The sequence below is a fragment of the Microcella flavibacter genome, assembly GCF_012530535.1.
Classification (GTDB): Bacteria; Actinomycetota; Actinomycetes; order Actinomycetales; family Microbacteriaceae; genus Microcella; species Microcella flavibacter.
In genome coordinates, this window is record NZ_CP051299.1 from 2,069,653 (window position 1) to 2,086,391 (window position 16,739).

The following is a 16,739-nucleotide window of genomic DNA, read 5'->3' on the forward strand; positions in this document are numbered from 1 at the left end:
GCCCTCCCGGAGGAGGACGGCCCGTATCGGCGGTGCGGAGGGCGCTACTTCGCCGCGGTGGGCGGCGGCACGAGCGTCGATTGCGGTTCGGCGATGGGCGGAAGGCCCGCCTCGACGCGCGCGCCGAGGGTCTCGTCGATGTTCTTCCAGTACTGGATGACCCGCTCGCGCAGCTCGGGGATGGTGACGCCCGAGACGTGCCCGACGATGTTGCCGACGAGCCGCTCGCGCTGCGCGTCGTCCATGACCTCGTTCACGAGCGTGCGGGGCTGCACGAAGTCGTCGTCCTCGGCGTGCAGGGTGACGGCGGTGCGCACGAGCTCGCCGTCCTGCTCCCAGCCGCGGTCGGGGCCGTGGGCGGCCTCGTCGGCGTGGGGTCCGCCGAACGAGTTCGGGGCGTACACCGGCTGCGAGGCGGGCGGGAAGGTGTAATTCATCGCGCCCTCCTTCGAGTAGTGGTTCGCCTCGTTCTTCGGGGCGTTCACCGGCAGCTGGTTGTGGTTCGTGCCGACGCGGTAGCGGTGGGCATCCGCGTAGCTGAAGATGCGCGCCTGCAGCATGCGGTCGGGGCTCGCCGCGATGCCGGGGACGAAGTTCGACGGTGCGAACGCGGCCTGCTCGATCTGCGCGAAGAAGTTCTCCGGGTTGCGGTCGAGCGTCAGGCGGCCGACCGGGATGAGCGGGTAGTCGCTCTTCGGCCATACCTTCGTGAGGTCGAAGGGGTTGAAGCGGTACGTCTTCGCCTCCTCGTAGGGCATGACCTGCACCGAGAGACCCCAGGTGGGGTAGTCGCCCTTCTCGATCGCCTCGAACAGGTCGCGGCGGTGGAAGTCAGCGTCCTCGCCGGCGATCTGGTCGGCTTGGCTCTGCGTCAGGGTCTCGTGGCCCTGGTTGGTGCGGAAGTGGTACTTCACCCAGAAGCGCTCGCCCGCGGCGTTGATCCACTGGTAGGTGTGCGAGCCGAAGCCGTCCATGTGGCGCCACGACGTCGGCACGCCGCGGTCGCCCATCAGCCAGGTCACCTGGTGGGCGCTCTCGGGCTGGTGCGTCCAGAAGTCCCACTGCATGTTGTGGTCGCGCAGGCCCGAGCCCGGAAGGCGCTTCTGCGAGCGGATGAAGTCGGGGAACTTGATGCCGTCCTTGATGAAGAAGACGGGGGTGTTGTTGCCGACGAGGTCGTAGTTGCCCTCTGAGGTGTAGAACTTCAGCGCGAAGCCGCGGGGGTCGCGCCAGGTGTCGGGGCTGCCCTGCTCGCCGGCGACCGAGCTGAAGCGCAGCAGCGTCTCGGTGGTGGTGCCGGGCTGGAACAGCGCCGCACGGGTGTACTGCGACACGTCGTGCGTGGTCTCGAAGGTGCCGAAGGCGCCGCCGCCCTTGGCGTGCACGACGCGCTCCGGAACGCGCTCGCGGTTGAACTGGGCGAGCTTCTCGACCAGGTAGTGGTCGGTCAGCACGATCGAGCCGTCGGTGCCGACGGTCTGCGAGTGCTGGTCGCTGGCGACCGGGGCTCCGCTGGTGGTGGTCGTGTGATTCGTCACGCGGGAGGTGCTCCTTCGGTATTGCGGTGGGCACGGCATCCGGGGCACAGGCCCCAGAAGGTGACTTCGGCGGTCTGGATCTCGAATCCGCCGGAGTCGGACGGCGTCAGGCACGGCGAGTGCCCGACGACGCAGTCGATGTCGGCGACGGCACCGCACGCGGTGCACACCGCGTGATGGTGGTTGTCGCCGATGCGCCGCTCGTAGCGCGCCGCGGAGCGGGCCGGCTCGATCCGGCGCAGCAGCCCGCCCTGCGTGAGATCGCCGAGCACGTTGTGCACGGCCTGCAGGGTGAGGCGGTGGCCGGCGGCGTCGAGGGCCCGGTGGATGCTCTCCGCATCGCTGTGCGGCATGGCCTCGAGCACCTCGAGCACGGCGAGGCGCCCGGCGGTGATCCGCAGGCCGGCGCCGCGCAGCAGGGGCTCGAGGTCGGAGGGCATGAGCCGACCCTATCGGCTTATCGTGAACCAGTCAAAAAAACGAACGAATCGCGGAGAGCATCCCTCACCCCGAACGATGCGCGGGCGTCAGTCGCCGACGACGACGCGGGCGCCTCTGCTCAGCGGGTCCATGTCGCCGTTCTCGCCCTCGCGGCGGGCCCGGCCGCCGACGATCCACTGCACCCACACGAACCAGGCGAGCGCGAGAGTGCCGATGCCGATGCGGATCACGTCGGGCCAGTCCTGCCGCGTCACGAATCCCTCGACGAGACCGCTCACGCCGAGGCCGACCACGAGGCCGCCGATGACGGCGAAGAGCGCCCGGCCGTCCTCGGCGAGGGCCTGCAGGCGGGTGCGCGCGCCCGGCGCGACCCACGCCCAGAAGATCATGAGGCCCGCGGCAGCCGCGACGAAGATGCTGTACAGCTCGAGCTGACCGTGCGGGAGGATGTTGAGGAAGAAGACGTCGAGCCGGCCGAACTCGGCCATGATCGCGGCGCTCTGGCCGACGGCCTGCGCGTTCTGGACGACGACGACCGGCACCCAGAAGCCGACGATGCCGAAGGCGACGCACTGCGCGGCGATGAACGCGTTGTTCACCCACACCTGGCCGGCGAAGGCGGCCTCGGGCGATTCTGAGTAGTAGTTCACGAACTCCTGCTCGGCGTACTGGCGCAGCATCTCGTAGTCGCCGAGCGAGGCGATGAGCCCGGGCGTCGTCCCGATCCAGACCGCCGTGGCCGTGGCGATGATCGCGAAGACCGCGGCGACCGCGAGCGTTAGGTAGCGGATGCGGTGGAGCGCGGCGGGCACCTCGCGGGTCGCGTAGCGGCTCAGCTGGGCGAGCGGCTCGGCGCCCGCACCGGTGAACCGCAGTCGTGCGCGCGACAGGTGCAGCGACAGGCGCTCGGAGGCGGGGACGGCGCCGGCGGCCGTCGTGATCGCCGAGAGCTGGGTCGCCCCGGCCTGGTAGTGCTCGATGAGCTCGTCGGCCTCCCGGCCGTCGAACCGGCGCTGGCGGGCAAGGGCCTGCAGCCGCTCCCATTCGGCGGCGTGTGCGGGGGAGTAGGCGTCGAGATCCATCTGTTTAGATACTGTCATGTCCACGCCGGGAAGCCCCGCCCCGTCCCTCAGCGAGCACGACGCCGATCGTGAGCTGCTCACCGGCGAGGCGGTAGCGCTCGACCTGCGCGCGACGAACGTCGTGCTGCGCGGTGCCGGGGCGCTCATCGACACGCTCGTCTACGTCGGCGGCACGTTGCTGCTGGCATGGCTGCTCATCACGCTCGCCGAGGCGGTGAGCCTGCCCGAGAACCTCTTCGCCGCGGTCGCGATCGTCACCGCCATCCTCGGCCTCGTCATCGTGCCCGCGGTGGTCGAGACCGCGACGCAGGGCCGCTCGCTCGGCCGTCTCGCGCTCGGCGACCGCATCGTGCGGGATGACGGCGGCGCGATCTCCTTCCGGCACGCCTTCATCCGCTCATCCGTCGGGCTGTTCGAGATCGTGCTGACCTTCGGCGGGCTCGCCGTCGTCGTCGCGATGCTCAACCCCCGCGCGAAGCGCCTCGGCGATCTGCTCGCCGGCACCTACAGCCAGTACGAGCGCGTGCCGGCCCCGATGGATGCCCGATTCGGGATGCCCGTCGAGCTCACCGAGTGGGCGGCCACCGCCGACGTCGCGCGTCTGCCCGATCCGCTGGCCCGTCGCATCGCGCAGTTCCTCGCGCAGGCCTCCGGCCACACGCCCGCGACTCGGGAGCGGCTCGCGCAGCAGCTGGCCTCCGACAGCCTTCCCTACGTCTCGCCGGTGCCCGCCGTCGCGCCCGAGCTGCTGCTCGCCGGCGTCGCCGTGCTGCGGCGGGAGCGCGAGTCGCGCGCCCTCGAGCTGGAGCGGGCTCGCCTCGAGCAGCTGCAGCCCACGCTCGCCGCGCGGCCGCACGGGTTCCCCGAGCGCGGCTGAGCGGGTCTCCCGCCCGCCGGGCACCCCGCTCCCCCTAGTCTGCCCGCCGCACCGCCGCCGCTCGTCCGCCGCCCACGGCGTCGACGGGAAGCCGCGCCGCCACCCTCGTGCCCGGAGACGACGAAAGGCCGCCCCACCGGGACGGCCTCATGAATCGTGCGGAACGTGCGTTAACGAGTGATGGCCACCCATTCCTGGGTGGCCATCACACGAAATGAAGTCCGGCGGTGTCCTACTCTCCCACGAGGTCCCCCTCGCAGTACCATCGGCGCAGAAGGTCTTAGCTTCCGGGTTCGGAATGTGACCGGGCGTTTCCCCTTCGCTATGGCCGCCGAAACACTATTGATTTCTCAATCAAGAGCGCAACGAGCAACACTGAAGTGTTGTGTGCGCAGTTCTCGACCGTAAATCGAGAACCACAAAGTGGACGCGAGCAGCAAACTCATTCCCCCACACGAGGTGGGGAGGTTGTTGTCAAGTTATCGGCTTATTAGTACGGGTCAGCTCCATGGGTCTTGAGTCCCCACTTCCACATCCCGCCTATCAACCCAGTCGTCTGGCTGGGAGCCTCTCACCCTAAAAGGGTATGGAAGTCTCATCTCGAGGCCGGCTTCCCGCTTAGATGCTTTCAGCGGTTATCCATCCCGAACGTAGCTAATCAGCGGTGCTCCTGGCGGAACAACTGACACACCAGAGGTTCGTCCAACCCGGTCCTCTCGTACTAGGGTCAGATCCTCTCAAACTTCCTGCGCGCGCAGCGGATAGGGACCGAACTGTCTCACGACGTTCTAAACCCAGCTCGCGTACCGCTTTAATGGGCGAACAGCCCAACCCTTGGGACCTACTCCAGCCCCAGGATGCGACGAGCCGACATCGAGGTGCCAAACCATGCCGTCGATATGGACTCTTGGGCAAGATCAGCCTGTTATCCCCGAGGTACCTTTTATCCGTTGAGCGACAGCGCTTCCACAAGCCACTGCCGGATCACTAGTCCCGACTTTCGTCCCTGCTCGACCTGTCAGTCTCACAGTCAAGCTCCCTTGTGCACTTACACTCGACACCTGATTGCCAACCAGGTTGAGGGAACCTTTGGGCGCCTCCGTTACTTTTTGGGAGGCAACCGCCCCAGTTAAACTACCCATCAGGCACTGTCCCTGAACCGGATTACGGTTCTAAGTTAGACATCCAGAGTGACCAGAGTGGTATTTCAACAACGACTCCACCGACACTAGCGTGCCAGCTTCACAGTCTCCCACCTATCCTACACAAGCCACACCGAACACCAATACCAAACTGTAGTAAAGGTCACGGGGTCTTTCCGTCCTGCTGCGCGTAACGAGCATCTTTACTCGTAGTGCAATTTCGCCGAGTTCGCGGTTGAGACAGCTGGGAAGTCGTTACGCCATTCGTGCAGGTCGGAACTTACCCGACAAGGAATTTCGCTACCTTAGGATGGTTATAGTTACCACCGCCGTTTACTGGGGCTTAAATTCGCAGCTTCGCTTACGCTAACCGCTCCTCTTAACCTTCCAGCACCGGGCAGGCGTCAGTCCGTATACATCGTCTTGCGACTTGGCACGGACCTGTGTTTTTAGTAAACAGTCGCTTCCCACTGGTCTCTGCGGCCTTCAACGCTCCAGGAGTAAATCCCTTCACGAATCCGGCCCCCCTTCTCCCGAAGTTACGGGGGCATTTTGCCGAGTTCCTTAACCACGATTCTCTCGATCTCCTTGGTATTCTCTACCTGACCACCTGAGTCGGTTTGGGGTACGGGTGACTAGAACCTCGCGTCGATGCTTTTCTCGGCAGCATGGATCACTGATTTCCCCCGTGAGGGGTACGCATCGGATCTCAGGCTGTATGAGAGACGGATTTGCCTATCTCTCGCCCTACATCCTTACACCGGGACTACCATCGCCCGGCTCAGCTACCTTCCTGCGTCACACCTGTTAATACGCTAGCCGCACCAGCATAGGGTCGTGTGCTAGCCCCAACGCTTCACCCCGAAGGGATCCATCAGAGGGATTCGGACACTTAGCATTACTGGATTGACTTGGGCGGTTCTTCGTCAGTACGGGAATATCAACCCGTTGTCCATCGACTACGCCTGTCGGCCTCGCCTTAGGTCCCGACTTACCCAGGGCGGATTAGCCTGGCCCTGGAACCCTTGGTCATTCGGAGGACGGGTTTCTCACCCGTCTTTCGCTACTCATGCCTGCATTCTCACTCGTGTGGCCTCCACGGCTGGTTTACACCGCCGCTTCACTGGCCACACGACGCTCTCCTACCGATCCGCACGGCTGGACCACGAAGGCCTACCTACAATGCGAATCCTACGACTTCGGTGGTGTGCTTGAGCCCCGTTACATTGTCGGCGCGGAATCACTTGACCAGTGAGCTATTACGCACTCTTTCAAGGGTGGCTGCTTCTAAGCCAACCTCCTGGTTGTCTATGCAACTCCACATCCTTTCCCACTTAGCACACGCTTAGGGACCTTAGTCGGTAGTCTGGGTTGTTTCCCTCTCGACGATGAAGCTTATCCCCCACCGTCTCACTGCTGCGCTCTCACTTACCGGCATTCGGAGTTTGGCTGACGTCAGTAACCTTTTGGGGCCCATCGGCCATCCAGTAGCTCTACCTCCGGCAAGAAACACGCAACGCTGCACCTAAATGCATTTCGGAGAGAACCAGCTATCACGAAGTTTGATTGGCCTTTCACCCCTATCCACAGCTCATCCCCTCAGTTTTCAACCTAAGTGGGTTCGGTCCTCCACGACGTCTTACCGTCGCTTCAACCTGGCCATGGATAGATCACTTCGCTTCGGGTCTAGGACATGCGACTGAATCGCCCTATTCAGACTCGCTTTCGCTACGGCTGCCCCTCACGGGTTAACCTCGCCACATATCACTAACTCGCAGGCTCATTCTTCAAAAGGCACGCCGTCACAGCTACTAGGGCTGCTCCGACGGTTTGTAAGCAAACGGTTTCAGGTACTATTTCACTCCCCTCCCGGGGTACTTTTCACCTTTCCCTCACGGTACTTGTCCGCTATCGGTCATCTGGGAGTATTTAGGCTTATCAGGTGGTCCTGACAGATTCACACGGGATTTCTCGGGCCCCGTGCTACTTGGGATACTCTCCGGGCCATTACGACATTTCGACTACGGGGTTGGCACCCTCTGTGACTGGCCTTTCAAGACCATTCGTCTATATCGCGCTGTAACCCTCATAGATCGGCAGATCTACAGGAAAGTCCCGCAACCCCGACCATGCAACGCCTGCCGGCTATCACACATGATCGGTTTAGCCTCTTCCGCGTTCGCTCGCCACTACTGACGGAATCACTGTTGTTTTCTCTTCCTGTGGGTACTGAGATGTTTCACTTCCCCACGTTCCCTCTACCCGCCCTATATATTCAGGCGGGAGTCATCAGGTCACACGAAGTGCCTGACGGGGTTTCCCCATTCGGAAATCCTCGGATCAAATGCTTGCTTATCAGCTAACCGAGGCTTATCGCAGATTGCTACGTCCTTCTTCGGCTCCAGATGCCAAGGCATCCACCGTTTGCTCTTAGAAACTTGACTACATGAGTTTGAATCGATCGGCAGCGTCCACTCACACCTTGCGGCATGCGCGTCTGCTGCGACCAATGATCTATATCTCTTTCGAGATGTTTGATCTATAGATCCGAAAGTCTTGACGACCTTCAGTTCTAAGATGCTCGCGTCCACTGTGTAGTTCTCAACATACGGTCGGTACCGCCCCTGCCCGACGACGCAGCCCCCTGTTACAGAAGCTGCGTGCTTTCTAGTCGGCCAGACCACGGTCCGAGGAATCGATACCCGCACCCCCTCCCTGTGGAGAGCTGTACGAGGCCCGGTCCCTCAGGACCCAACAGCGTGCACGGTGCAGGCTCCCGCCGGCTCTTCTTCCATCCCCCTCTGCAAGAGAAGAGGAGTACTAGAGCGCCGACGCTCACCCGCACCCAAAGTCAATGTTCCACCCATGAGCTACCAGCTGAGAACATGCGTCTCAGATCTGGCTTCTGACCCCACCCCACCACCGCCTGATGGCGGCAAGAGGGGGGTAGATGCTCCTTAGAAAGGAGGTGATCCAGCCGCACCTTCCGGTACGGCTACCTTGTTACGACTTAGTCCTAATCACCGATCCCACCTTCGACAGCTCCCTCCTTGCGGTTGGGCCACTGGCTTCGGGTGTTACCGACTTTCATGACTTGACGGGCGGTGTGTACAAGGCCCGGGAACGTATTCACCGTGGCGTTGCTGATCCACGATTACTAGCGACTCCAACTTCATGAGGTCGAGTTGCAGACCTCAATCCGAACTGAGACCGGCTTTTTGGGATTCGCTCCACCTTGCGGTATTGCAGCCCTTTGTACCGGCCATTGTAGCATGCGTGAAGCCCAAGACATAAGGGGCATGATGATTTGACGTCATCCCCACCTTCCTCCGAGTTGACCCCGGCAGTCTCCCATGAGTTCCCACCATTACGTGCTGGCAACATAGGACGAGGGTTGCGCTCGTTGCGGGACTTAACCCAACATCTCACGACACGAGCTGACGACAACCATGCACCACCTGTTTACGAGTGTCCAAAGAGTTGACCATTTCTGGCCCGTTCTCGTATATGTCAAGCCTTGGTAAGGTTCTTCGCGTTGCATCGAATTAATCCGCATGCTCCGCCGCTTGTGCGGGCCCCCGTCAATTCCTTTGAGTTTTAGTCTTGCGACCGTACTCCCCAGGCGGGGAACTTAATGCGTTAGCTGCGACACAGAAACCGTGGAATGGTCCCTACATCTAGTTCCCAACGTTTACGGCGTGGACTACCAGGGTATCTAATCCTGTTCGCTCCCCACGCTTTCGCTCCTCAGCGTCAGTTACGGCCCAGAGATCTGCCTTCGCCATCGGTGTTCCTCCTGATATCTGCGCATTCCACCGCTACACCAGGAATTCCAATCTCCCCTACCGCACTCTAGTCTGCCCGTACCCACTGCAGGCGCGAGGTTGAGCCTCGCGTTTTCACAGCAGACGCGACAAACCGCCTACGAGCTCTTTACGCCCAATAATTCCGGACAACGCTTGCACCCTACGTATTACCGCGGCTGCTGGCACGTAGTTAGCCGGTGCTTTTTCTGCAGGTACCGTCACTTTCGCTTCTTCCCTGCTAAAAGAGGTTTACAACCCGAAGGCCGTCGTCCCTCACGCGGCGTTGCTGCATCAGGCTTGCGCCCATTGTGCAATATTCCCCACTGCTGCCTCCCGTAGGAGTCTGGGCCGTGTCTCAGTCCCAGTGTGGCCGGTCACCCTCTCAGGCCGGCTACCCGTCGTCGCCTTGGTGAGCCATTACCTCACCAACTAGCTGATAGGCCGCGAGTCCATCCTTGACCGAAATTCTTTCCAACTCCTAGCCATGCGGCTGAAGCTCGTATCCGGTATTAGACGTCGTTTCCAACGCTTATCCCAGAGTCAAGGGCAGGTTACTCACGTGTTACTCACCCGTTCGCCACTAATCCACCAGAGCAAGCTCCAGCTTCATCGTTCGACTTGCATGTGTTAAGCACGCCGCCAGCGTTCGTCCTGAGCCAGGATCAAACTCTCCGTAAATGTTTGATAGCCAAACCACCCAAAGGCAGCCGGCACATCTAGTGCCCCACCAGACCCGAAGGACCAGCAGGACGAGTTTGTTCTGACTGAAGTTCGAATATCTACTGACATTCTTGTTTCAATCCAAAGGAATCTCTCCCGACCGAGCAAAAGCTCGACCGACGAGGATAATTTGGCATTGACTTAGTGCACGCTGTTGAGTTCTCAAGGATCGGACGCACCTGACCCTCGACCTCGCGGTCTCGGCAACAGGGCACTTCCTTTTCGGATCCGCATCCGTCCGAGCTTCGCAGCTCGATCGGAGGTGGGATGCCTCATCCTCCACACGCTCGCCGGTGAGGGCTCGCGATTCGGAGGGGATGGTGTTTCCGCTTGGGGCCCGGGATGCTCCGAGGCACTCGGCCTGGCTCTCTCCCGCCCGCTTGGGGCAACAGGAAGAGACATTACGCGGGATCGGGCCCCTCCGCCAATCGAGCGCGCGCGACGGCGTGTCGCGTGGAATCCCGCGCATCCCGAGCCGGCGGGGCGGTCGAGGCACGAGGGTCATCGAGGCGCCTCCGCCGCGGCGGTCTCGGGGTTCCAGAGCCGGGCGTAGAACTGCGTCGACGGGGCCTCGAGCACCAGCCGGCGCTGGTCGGGCGCCAGCGCGTCGAGCGAGGGCGAGTCGTCGACCGGCGCGGGCGGGCGACCCTCCTCCGGGACGACCGCGGAGCGGCCCAGGCCGAGGCGCCCGCCGGGGACCTCGACCCCCAGCAGCTCCAGGGTCGTCGGCAGGATGCTGAAGTGGTCGATGCTCCCGGGCTGCGGCTCGACGTCGAGCGGCGTGGTCATGCGGTGGAAGACCCCGCGCGGAGCATCCCGCAGCTCACCGGCCAGCTCGCTCGTCGCGCCGACCATCGCCAGGTGATCACCCATCACGACGACCGCGGTGTCGTCGAGCACGCCGTCGCGCTCGATCTCGGTGAGGAACGCCCCGACCTCGTCGGCCGTGCACCGGACCGACGCCCGCACCGGACCGTCGTCGCCCTGCTCGCACGCCGGGCCCACCAGCCCGGGCTCGTGACTGTCGACCGTGAGGAGCGTCAGGTTGTAGGGGCGATCCTGCGCGCGCAGCTCGTCGAGCTCGAGCCGGGCGTTCGCGAGCAGCCGGTGGTCGGAGAGCCCCCAGGCGTTGAAGTCCGTCTCGCCGCGCTGCACCCAGTCGGGGCGGTCGAGCACCTCGTCGTAGCCGTGCTGCTGCAGGAACTTGCCCTTGCCCGCGAAGCCCGCATCGGCCCCGCCGAGGAAGACGCTGCGGTAGCCGTGCTGCTCGAGCACGTCGCCGAGGCAGACCGCTCCGGGGAGGAAGCGCTCCTCCGCCTCGCCGAGCGCGTTCTTGTCGACGCTGCCGCTGTCGAGGGCCTCGTTCTTGAGCGGGATGCCGCACTGGCTGCCCACGATGCCGGCGATCGTCCAGCCCGTGCCCGGCTGCTGCTCGAGGGTCTCCCACCGCATCCAGTCGTCGGTCGCTTCGGTGAGCGGGGCGAGCAGGTCCTCCCCCATGATCGCGGGGCTCTCGTAGGCCTGCTCGAAGGACTCGAGGTAGATCATGATCAGGTTCGTCGACGCACGTTCCGCGGGTGGCGGCAGCGTCTGCCCGGCCACGTAGTACCCGGCGACGGAGCCGTCGTAGCGGGCGGCCTCGAGGTACGGCCAGAGCTGCACGCGGTCGAGCAGCAGGCCCGCGCCGAGCAGCAGCACGAGGCCGCCGGCCACCGGGGCGAGCAGCGGCCGCCACCACGGCCGAGATGCTGCGGTGGGGGGATGCTCGCGGCGGGCATCCCGTCGCGCAGCGGTCGCCACGCCCGCGATCGCCGCGACGGCGAGCACGGGCGCGAGCAGGCAGACGAGCAGGAACGAGACCAGCAGCCCGGGCCCGCCGCCATCGAGCTGCGTGCGCCCCTCGACGACGTCGAGCAGCTGCTGCGTGCTGATCGAGCCGAACACCGCGGCGATCCAGGCCGAGGAGGCCAGCATCACGAGGCCCGCCACGGCCGCGATGGCGGACAGGACCACCGGCGCGCCAGCGCCGCGGCGGCGACCGATCGGATCGGCCTGCCGCCGCGCTGCGCCCACGACCATCAGTAGCGGTAGTGGTCGACCTTGTACGGCCCCTGCGGGTCGACGCCGATGTAGGCGGCCTGCCGCGGGGTCAGCTCGGTCAGGCGGGCGCCCAGCGCGTCGAGGTGCAGGCGCGCGACCTTCTCGTCGAGCAGCTTCGGCAGCACGTGCACGCCGAGCGGGTAATGGTCGAGCCGCGTGTGCAGCTCCATCTGCGCGAGCACCTGGTTGGTGAAGGAGGCGCTCATCACGAAGGAGGGGTGGCCGGTCGCGTTGCCGAGGTTCATGAGGCGGCCCTCGCTGAGCACGAGGATGCTGCGGCCGGTGGGCAGGCGCCACTCGTGCACCTGCGGCTTGATCTCGATGCGCTCGGCGCCGGGCAGCGACTCGAGGCCCGCCATGTCGATCTCGTTGTCGAAGTGGCCGACGTTGGCCACGATCGCGAGGTGCTTGAGGCCCTGCAGCTGCTCGACCGTGACGACGCTCTCGTTGCCGGTCGCGGTCACGAGGATGTCGATCTGGTCGAGGTGGTCGTCGAGGCGCCCGACCTGGAAGCCGTCCATCGCCGCCTGCAGCGCCGTGATCGGATCGACCTCGGAGACGATCACCCGCGCGCCCTGGCCGCGGAGGGCGTCCGCCGAGCCCTTGCCCACATCACCGTAGCCGCAGACGAAGACGGTCTTGCCGCCCATGAGCACATCGGTGGCGCGGTTGAGGCCGTCGGGCAGCGAGTGGCGGATGCCGTACTTGTTGTCGAACTTCGACTTCGTCACCGAGTCGTTGACGTTGATCGCGGGGAAGAGCAGACCGCCCGCGCGGTGCAGCTCGTAGAGGCGGTGGACGCCCGTGGTCGTCTCCTCCGTGACGCCGAGGATGCCGCGGCCGGCGCGCGTCCAGCGCTGGGGGTCGGCGGCGAGCGACGCGCGCAGGGCATCCAGCACCACCCGGTACTCGGCGCTGTCGCTCTCGGCGTTCGGCGGCACCGTGCCCGCCGCCTCGAACTCGGTGCCCTTGTGCACGAGCATCGTGGCGTCGCCGCCGTCGTCGAGGATGAGCGTGGGGCCGTCGTGGCCGCCGGCCGACCAGTCGAAGATCTGCTGGGTGGCCCACCAGTACTCCTCGAGCGTCTCGCCCTTCCAGGCGAAGACGGGGGTTCCCTCGGGATTCTCGGGGGTGCCGGTCGGGCCGACGACGACCGCGGCCGCCGCCTCGTCCTGCGTCGAGAAGATGTTGCAGCTCGCCCAGCGCACCTCGGCGCCGAGCGCGACGAGGGTCTCGATGAGAACGGCCGTCTGCACGGTCATGTGCAGCGAGCCCGCGATGCGCGCGCCCCTCAGCGGCTGGTGCGGGCCGAACTCCTCGCGCAGGGCCATGAGGCCCGGCATCTCGTGCTCGGCGAGGCGCAGCTGATGCCGCCCCGCCTCGGCGAGGTGCAGGTCGCGCACCTTGTAGTCGATGCCGCCCCGCACGTCGGCGGTGAGGGTGGTGTGCTGCGCGGGCGCGCCGGTGTCGATGGCCATGCGCTCATTCTCGCAGGCCCGCGCCCGAGGGCGGGCTGTGCGGGGCGGGTGCGGATGCCGCGCTCAGGCAGGATGCTCCGCTCAGGCTCGGATGAGCGCGAGCACCTCGTCGCGCAGCACCTGCATCGTGCTCGCGGTCGCCGCCTCCGCGTTGAGCCGCAGCAGGGGCTCGGTGTTGGAGGGGCGCACGTTGAACCACCAGAAGCCGTCGCCGGCGGCGCCCGAGACGGTGAGGCCGTCGAGCTCGTCGAACTCGCCGCGACCCGCGAAGGCCTCGACGATGCGGGTGTACGCGGCCGGCACGTCGGTCACGGTCGAGTTGATCTCGCCGCTCGCCGTGTACGGCGTGAACTGCGCCGCCAGCGCCGAGAGCGGGCCCTCGAACTCGCCGAACTGCGCGATGAGGTGCATCGCGGCGAGCATCCCGTTGTCGGCCCCCCAGAAGTCGCGGAAGTAGTAGTGGGCGGAGTGCTCGCCGCCGAAGATGGCGCCGGTCTCGCGCATCCTGTCCTTGATGAGCGAGTGGCCGACGTTCGTGCGCACCGGGATCGCGCCCGCCTGCTCGATCGTCTCGGCGACGATGCGCGACGTGATGAGGTTGTGGATGACGTGGATGTCGCCCTGCTCGCCGGCGGCCCGCACGCGGGTGATCTCGCGCAGCGCGACGATGGCGGCGACCGCGCTCGGGGTGACCGGCTCCCCCCGCTCGTCGATGACGAAGCAGCGGTCGGCGTCGCCGTCGAAGGCGAGCCCGAGGTCGGCCCCGTGCTCGAGCACCGCGGCCTGCAGGTCGCGCAGGTTCTCGGGCTCGAGCGGGTTCGCCTCGTGGTTCGGGAAGGTGCCGTCGAGCTCGAAGTAGAGCGGGATGATCTCGAGCGGGAGGGCCGGGAGGCCCGCCGCCGTTCCGAGCACGGCGGGGACGGTCATCCCGCCCATGCCGTTGCCCGCGTCGACGACCACGCGCAGCGGGCGCACGCCCGAGAGGTCGACGAGCTCGCGCAGGTAGGCGGCGTAGTCGGCGAGCACGTCGCGCTCGGAGTAGCCGCCCGGCTCGGCGACGGCGGGGACAGCGCCCTCGGCGAGGTACGCGGAGGCGCGGTCGCGGATGCCCGCGAGGCCCGTGCCGATGCTGATGCCCTGCGCGCCCGCGCGCGAGAACTTGATGCCGTTGTAGGTGGCGGGGTTGTGGCTGGCCGTGAACATCGCCGCCGGGGCGTCGTACCGGCCGGAGGCGAAGTAGGACTCGTCGGTCGAGCACAGGCCGAGGTTCACGACGTGCGCCCCGCGCGCCTGGGCGCCGCGCGCGAAGGCCGCCACGAAGCGGGGCGAGGAGTCGCGCATGTCGTGGCCGACGACGACCTCGGCGCCCGCGGCCCCGATCTCGTCGACGAAGCCGGCGCCGAGCGCCTCGACGACCTCCTCGGTGAGCTGCGAGCCGACGAGGCCTCGCACGTCGTAGGCCTTGATGAACGCGCTGAGATCGGGTGCGGTGGTCACAGGGTCGAAGAGTAGCGGACGACCTGCCAGCCCTGCGGGGCCGAGAGGCTCTGCGCGTGGCGCTCGCACAGGTCGTAGCCGTGCGGCTCGGGGCGCCCGCTCAGCGGTCCGAGCACGGCCATCGAGTCGGCGTAGACGTAGGTGAGCGTGCTCACCGCGGCATCGCCGCACGCGACCCTGCTGCATCCCCTGGCGCTCATCGCCGCTCAGCATACGGCGGCACTACCCTGGGGGCATGCCGTTCCCGTCGCGCCGCTCGCGCTCCTCGCGCCGGGACGGCGGCGGTCAGGGCTCCGGCGCGACCGCGCGGGGCGCCGCCGCGCCCCCTGCGCCGCCGAGCGCCCGCGCTCGCGCCCGCCACGGCCGCGGTGGCCGCTCCCTCGTCACGGGCGCGCACCTGCCGCCCGTGCACACCCGCCGCGACCTCTTCGAGACGACCGTGCGCTCCTCGGCCGACTACCTGCAGGATCTGTGGCCCGATGAGCTGGCCACCCTGCGCATCGAGGTGCTGCCGATGCCCGACCAGCCGATCGGGGTGCGGGGCGTCGCGCGCTGGCGGGTGCTGCCCGAGCACTCGCTCGTCGTGCTGTACCGCATCCCGATCGAGCGGATGAGCCGGCTGCACCGCGACGACGACTGGCATCGGCGGCTCATGATCGAGTCCTGCGTGTTCCGGGCGGTCGGGGAGCTCATCGGCAAGGATCCTTGGGATCTCGCGCCCGACCGATTCCGGCACTGGTGACGAGCCGCGCGGCCCGGCCTCAGGGGTAGATCGTGAGCGGGCGGGGCGAGCCGGCCGGCGGGAGCACGCGGGAGACGTCGAGCCCGGCATCCCCCCGATAGCTGACGGCGGCGTGCACCTCGCCCGTCGTCGTGATCCTCGGGGCGCTGCTGCCGGCGACGGGCAGCGTCACGGCGCCCTGGGCGGGGATCTCGAGCTCGCGGCCGTCGACGGCGACGGTGACGGCGCTGCCGCCCGCGACGAGGTGGAGCAGGGCGCCCGAGCCGGGGGCGACGGCGGCGATGACCTCGCCGTCGTCGACGTCGAGCACCGGAGCCGCGGAGACCCACGCGACGTCGAGGCCCGCGGACGCGAGCGCGCCGATGCGGGCCCCCGCGACGACCGGCACGTCGGACTCGATCGCGAGCGCGTACTCGCCGTCGGTGACACGCTCGCTCAGCGAGACGTCGAGCACCCGGCCGGCCTCGACCTCGGCGCGCACGAGCACCTCATCGCCGCCGCCCGCCGGGATGATGCGCACCGCGACCTCGGCGTCCTCCTCGCCGGGAACGAGCATACGGAGGGTCGGCGCGTAGTCGAGGGATCCATCGTCGGCCGCGACCTCGGCGACCGCCGCGAGGTCGATCACCGGGAAGGCCGGGATCACCTGCCGCAGCGCCGGCGCGGGCGAGCCGGTGACGATGGTCGCGCCCGCGGGGTCGAGGCCCCGCACGATCGTCTGCTGCAGCGTCGCGGTCACCGAGCCGCCCCTGCTCGTCACGCCGACGACGGGCGAGAGCTCACCGGGGGCGAGCCCGGCGAGCGGGATGACGCGCTGGCTGCCCGGCGCGACGACGATGCCGCGCGTGCCGGGAGCGTCGACCAGGCCGGCGGTGCCGTACACGTCGAGGGCGACGGTCGCGGCGACGGCGCCGGGGTTGCTCAGCACGATCCAGGTCGTGCGCCCGGTCGTGGTGTCGCCGCCGACCAGCCAGCTCGTGGGCTGCGGGGCCGCGCACTCCCCCGCGGCGAGGCCGCGCACGTCGTCGGTGGCGGGCTCCGTGCGCTCCACCGCGGCGACGCGGGTGTCGGGCGCGCCGACGGGCAGCGTGATCGTCGCGGCCCCGCCCTCGAGGGCGTCGCTGATCGGGATGCCCCCCTCGACCAGCCCGGTGCCCGAGGCGAGGCGCTCCGGGTTCGCCACCGCGGCGACCTGGGCCTCCGCGCCGGCGCTCAGCCCGAGCACCGGGCCCGGGCAGACGAGCAGCTGATCGCCGCGGTCGGGGACGACGTCGATCGCGGGCGCCGCGGCCTGGATGCTCGGCCCGGGCATGAGG

At 66.7% G+C, this 16,739-nt stretch carries 10 protein-coding genes and 3 rRNA genes; 2 read left to right on the forward strand and 11 right to left on the reverse strand.

All coding sequences use genetic code 11. The annotated features are described in order from the left end of the window. Window positions 1-44: 44 nt before the first annotated feature. The 3 genes from HGB54_RS09880 to HGB54_RS09890 form a co-directional block, all read right to left on the reverse strand. Window positions 45-1,577 carry a catalase gene (locus HGB54_RS09880; RefSeq protein ID WP_407663478.1) on the reverse strand — a complete coding sequence of 511 codons (1,533 nt, stop codon included), beginning with the start codon at window positions 1,575-1,577 and terminating at the stop codon, window positions 45-47. Then, window positions 1,535-1,978: a Fur family transcriptional regulator gene (locus HGB54_RS09885; RefSeq protein WP_168916275.1), complete on the reverse strand. Its 444-nt coding sequence runs from the start codon at window positions 1,976-1,978 to the stop codon at window positions 1,535-1,537. The genes HGB54_RS09880 and HGB54_RS09885 overlap by 43 nt, the downstream gene beginning before the upstream one ends. 87 nt (window positions 1,979-2,065) lie before the next feature. Next, window positions 2,066-3,061 carry a stage II sporulation protein M gene (locus tag HGB54_RS09890; protein ID WP_168916276.1) on the reverse strand — a complete coding sequence of 332 codons (996 nt, stop codon included), beginning with the start codon at window positions 3,059-3,061 and terminating at the stop codon, window positions 2,066-2,068. A gap of 16 nt (window positions 3,062-3,077) precedes the next feature. On the opposite strand from HGB54_RS09890, the gene HGB54_RS09895 reads away from it, so the two are divergent. Next, window positions 3,078-3,938 (forward strand): RDD family protein, encoded by an 861-nt coding sequence (locus HGB54_RS09895; RefSeq protein WP_168916277.1) that lies wholly within the window; start codon window positions 3,078-3,080, stop codon window positions 3,936-3,938. Between the two features lie 219 nt (window positions 3,939-4,157). On the opposite strand, the gene rrf is transcribed toward HGB54_RS09895, so the two are convergent. The 7 genes from rrf to HGB54_RS09930 form a co-directional block, all read right to left on the reverse strand. Beyond that, window positions 4,158-4,274 (reverse strand): 5S ribosomal RNA (gene rrf, locus HGB54_RS09900). Between the two features lie 134 nt (window positions 4,275-4,408). Then, window positions 4,409-7,524: ribosomal RNA gene (locus HGB54_RS09905) — 23S ribosomal RNA — on the reverse strand. 517 nt (window positions 7,525-8,041) lie between these two features. Beyond that, a 16S ribosomal RNA gene (locus HGB54_RS09910) occupies window positions 8,042-9,564 on the reverse strand. Together the 16S, 23S and 5S rRNA genes form the textbook arrangement of a ribosomal RNA operon. Before the next feature lie 543 nt (window positions 9,565-10,107). Then, a complete protein-coding gene (locus HGB54_RS09915; protein WP_168916278.1) occupies window positions 10,108-11,619 on the reverse strand; it encodes a sulfatase-like hydrolase/transferase in 1,512 nt (503 codons plus the stop codon). A gap of 65 nt (window positions 11,620-11,684) precedes the next feature. Further along, a complete protein-coding gene (gene ahcY, locus HGB54_RS09920; RefSeq protein ID WP_168916279.1) occupies window positions 11,685-13,184 on the reverse strand; it encodes an adenosylhomocysteinase in 1,500 nt (499 codons plus the stop codon). Between the two features lie 81 nt (window positions 13,185-13,265). Next, window positions 13,266-14,681, reverse strand: coding sequence for a phosphomannomutase/phosphoglucomutase (locus tag HGB54_RS09925; RefSeq protein WP_168916280.1), 1,416 nt, complete (start codon window positions 14,679-14,681; stop codon window positions 13,266-13,268). After that, window positions 14,678-14,881 carry a DUF3499 family protein gene (locus HGB54_RS09930; RefSeq protein WP_168916281.1) on the reverse strand — a complete coding sequence of 68 codons (204 nt, stop codon included), beginning with the start codon at window positions 14,879-14,881 and terminating at the stop codon, window positions 14,678-14,680. The genes HGB54_RS09925 and HGB54_RS09930 overlap by 4 nt, the downstream gene beginning before the upstream one ends. Window positions 14,882-14,916: 35 nt before the next feature. Here HGB54_RS09930 and HGB54_RS09935 point away from each other — a divergent pair, with 35 nt between their 5' ends. Continuing rightward, entirely contained in the window at window positions 14,917-15,423 is a 507-nt protein-coding gene (locus HGB54_RS09935) for a metallopeptidase family protein (protein WP_228545783.1), read from the forward strand. A 19-nt stretch (window positions 15,424-15,442) separates the two neighbouring features. On the opposite strand, the gene HGB54_RS09940 is transcribed toward HGB54_RS09935, so the two are convergent. Next, complete coding sequence (locus tag HGB54_RS09940) at window positions 15,443-16,735, reverse strand: DUF5719 family protein (protein ID WP_228546027.1); 1,293 nt, start codon at window positions 16,733-16,735, stop codon at window positions 15,443-15,445. Window positions 16,736-16,739: the final 4 nt, after the last annotated feature.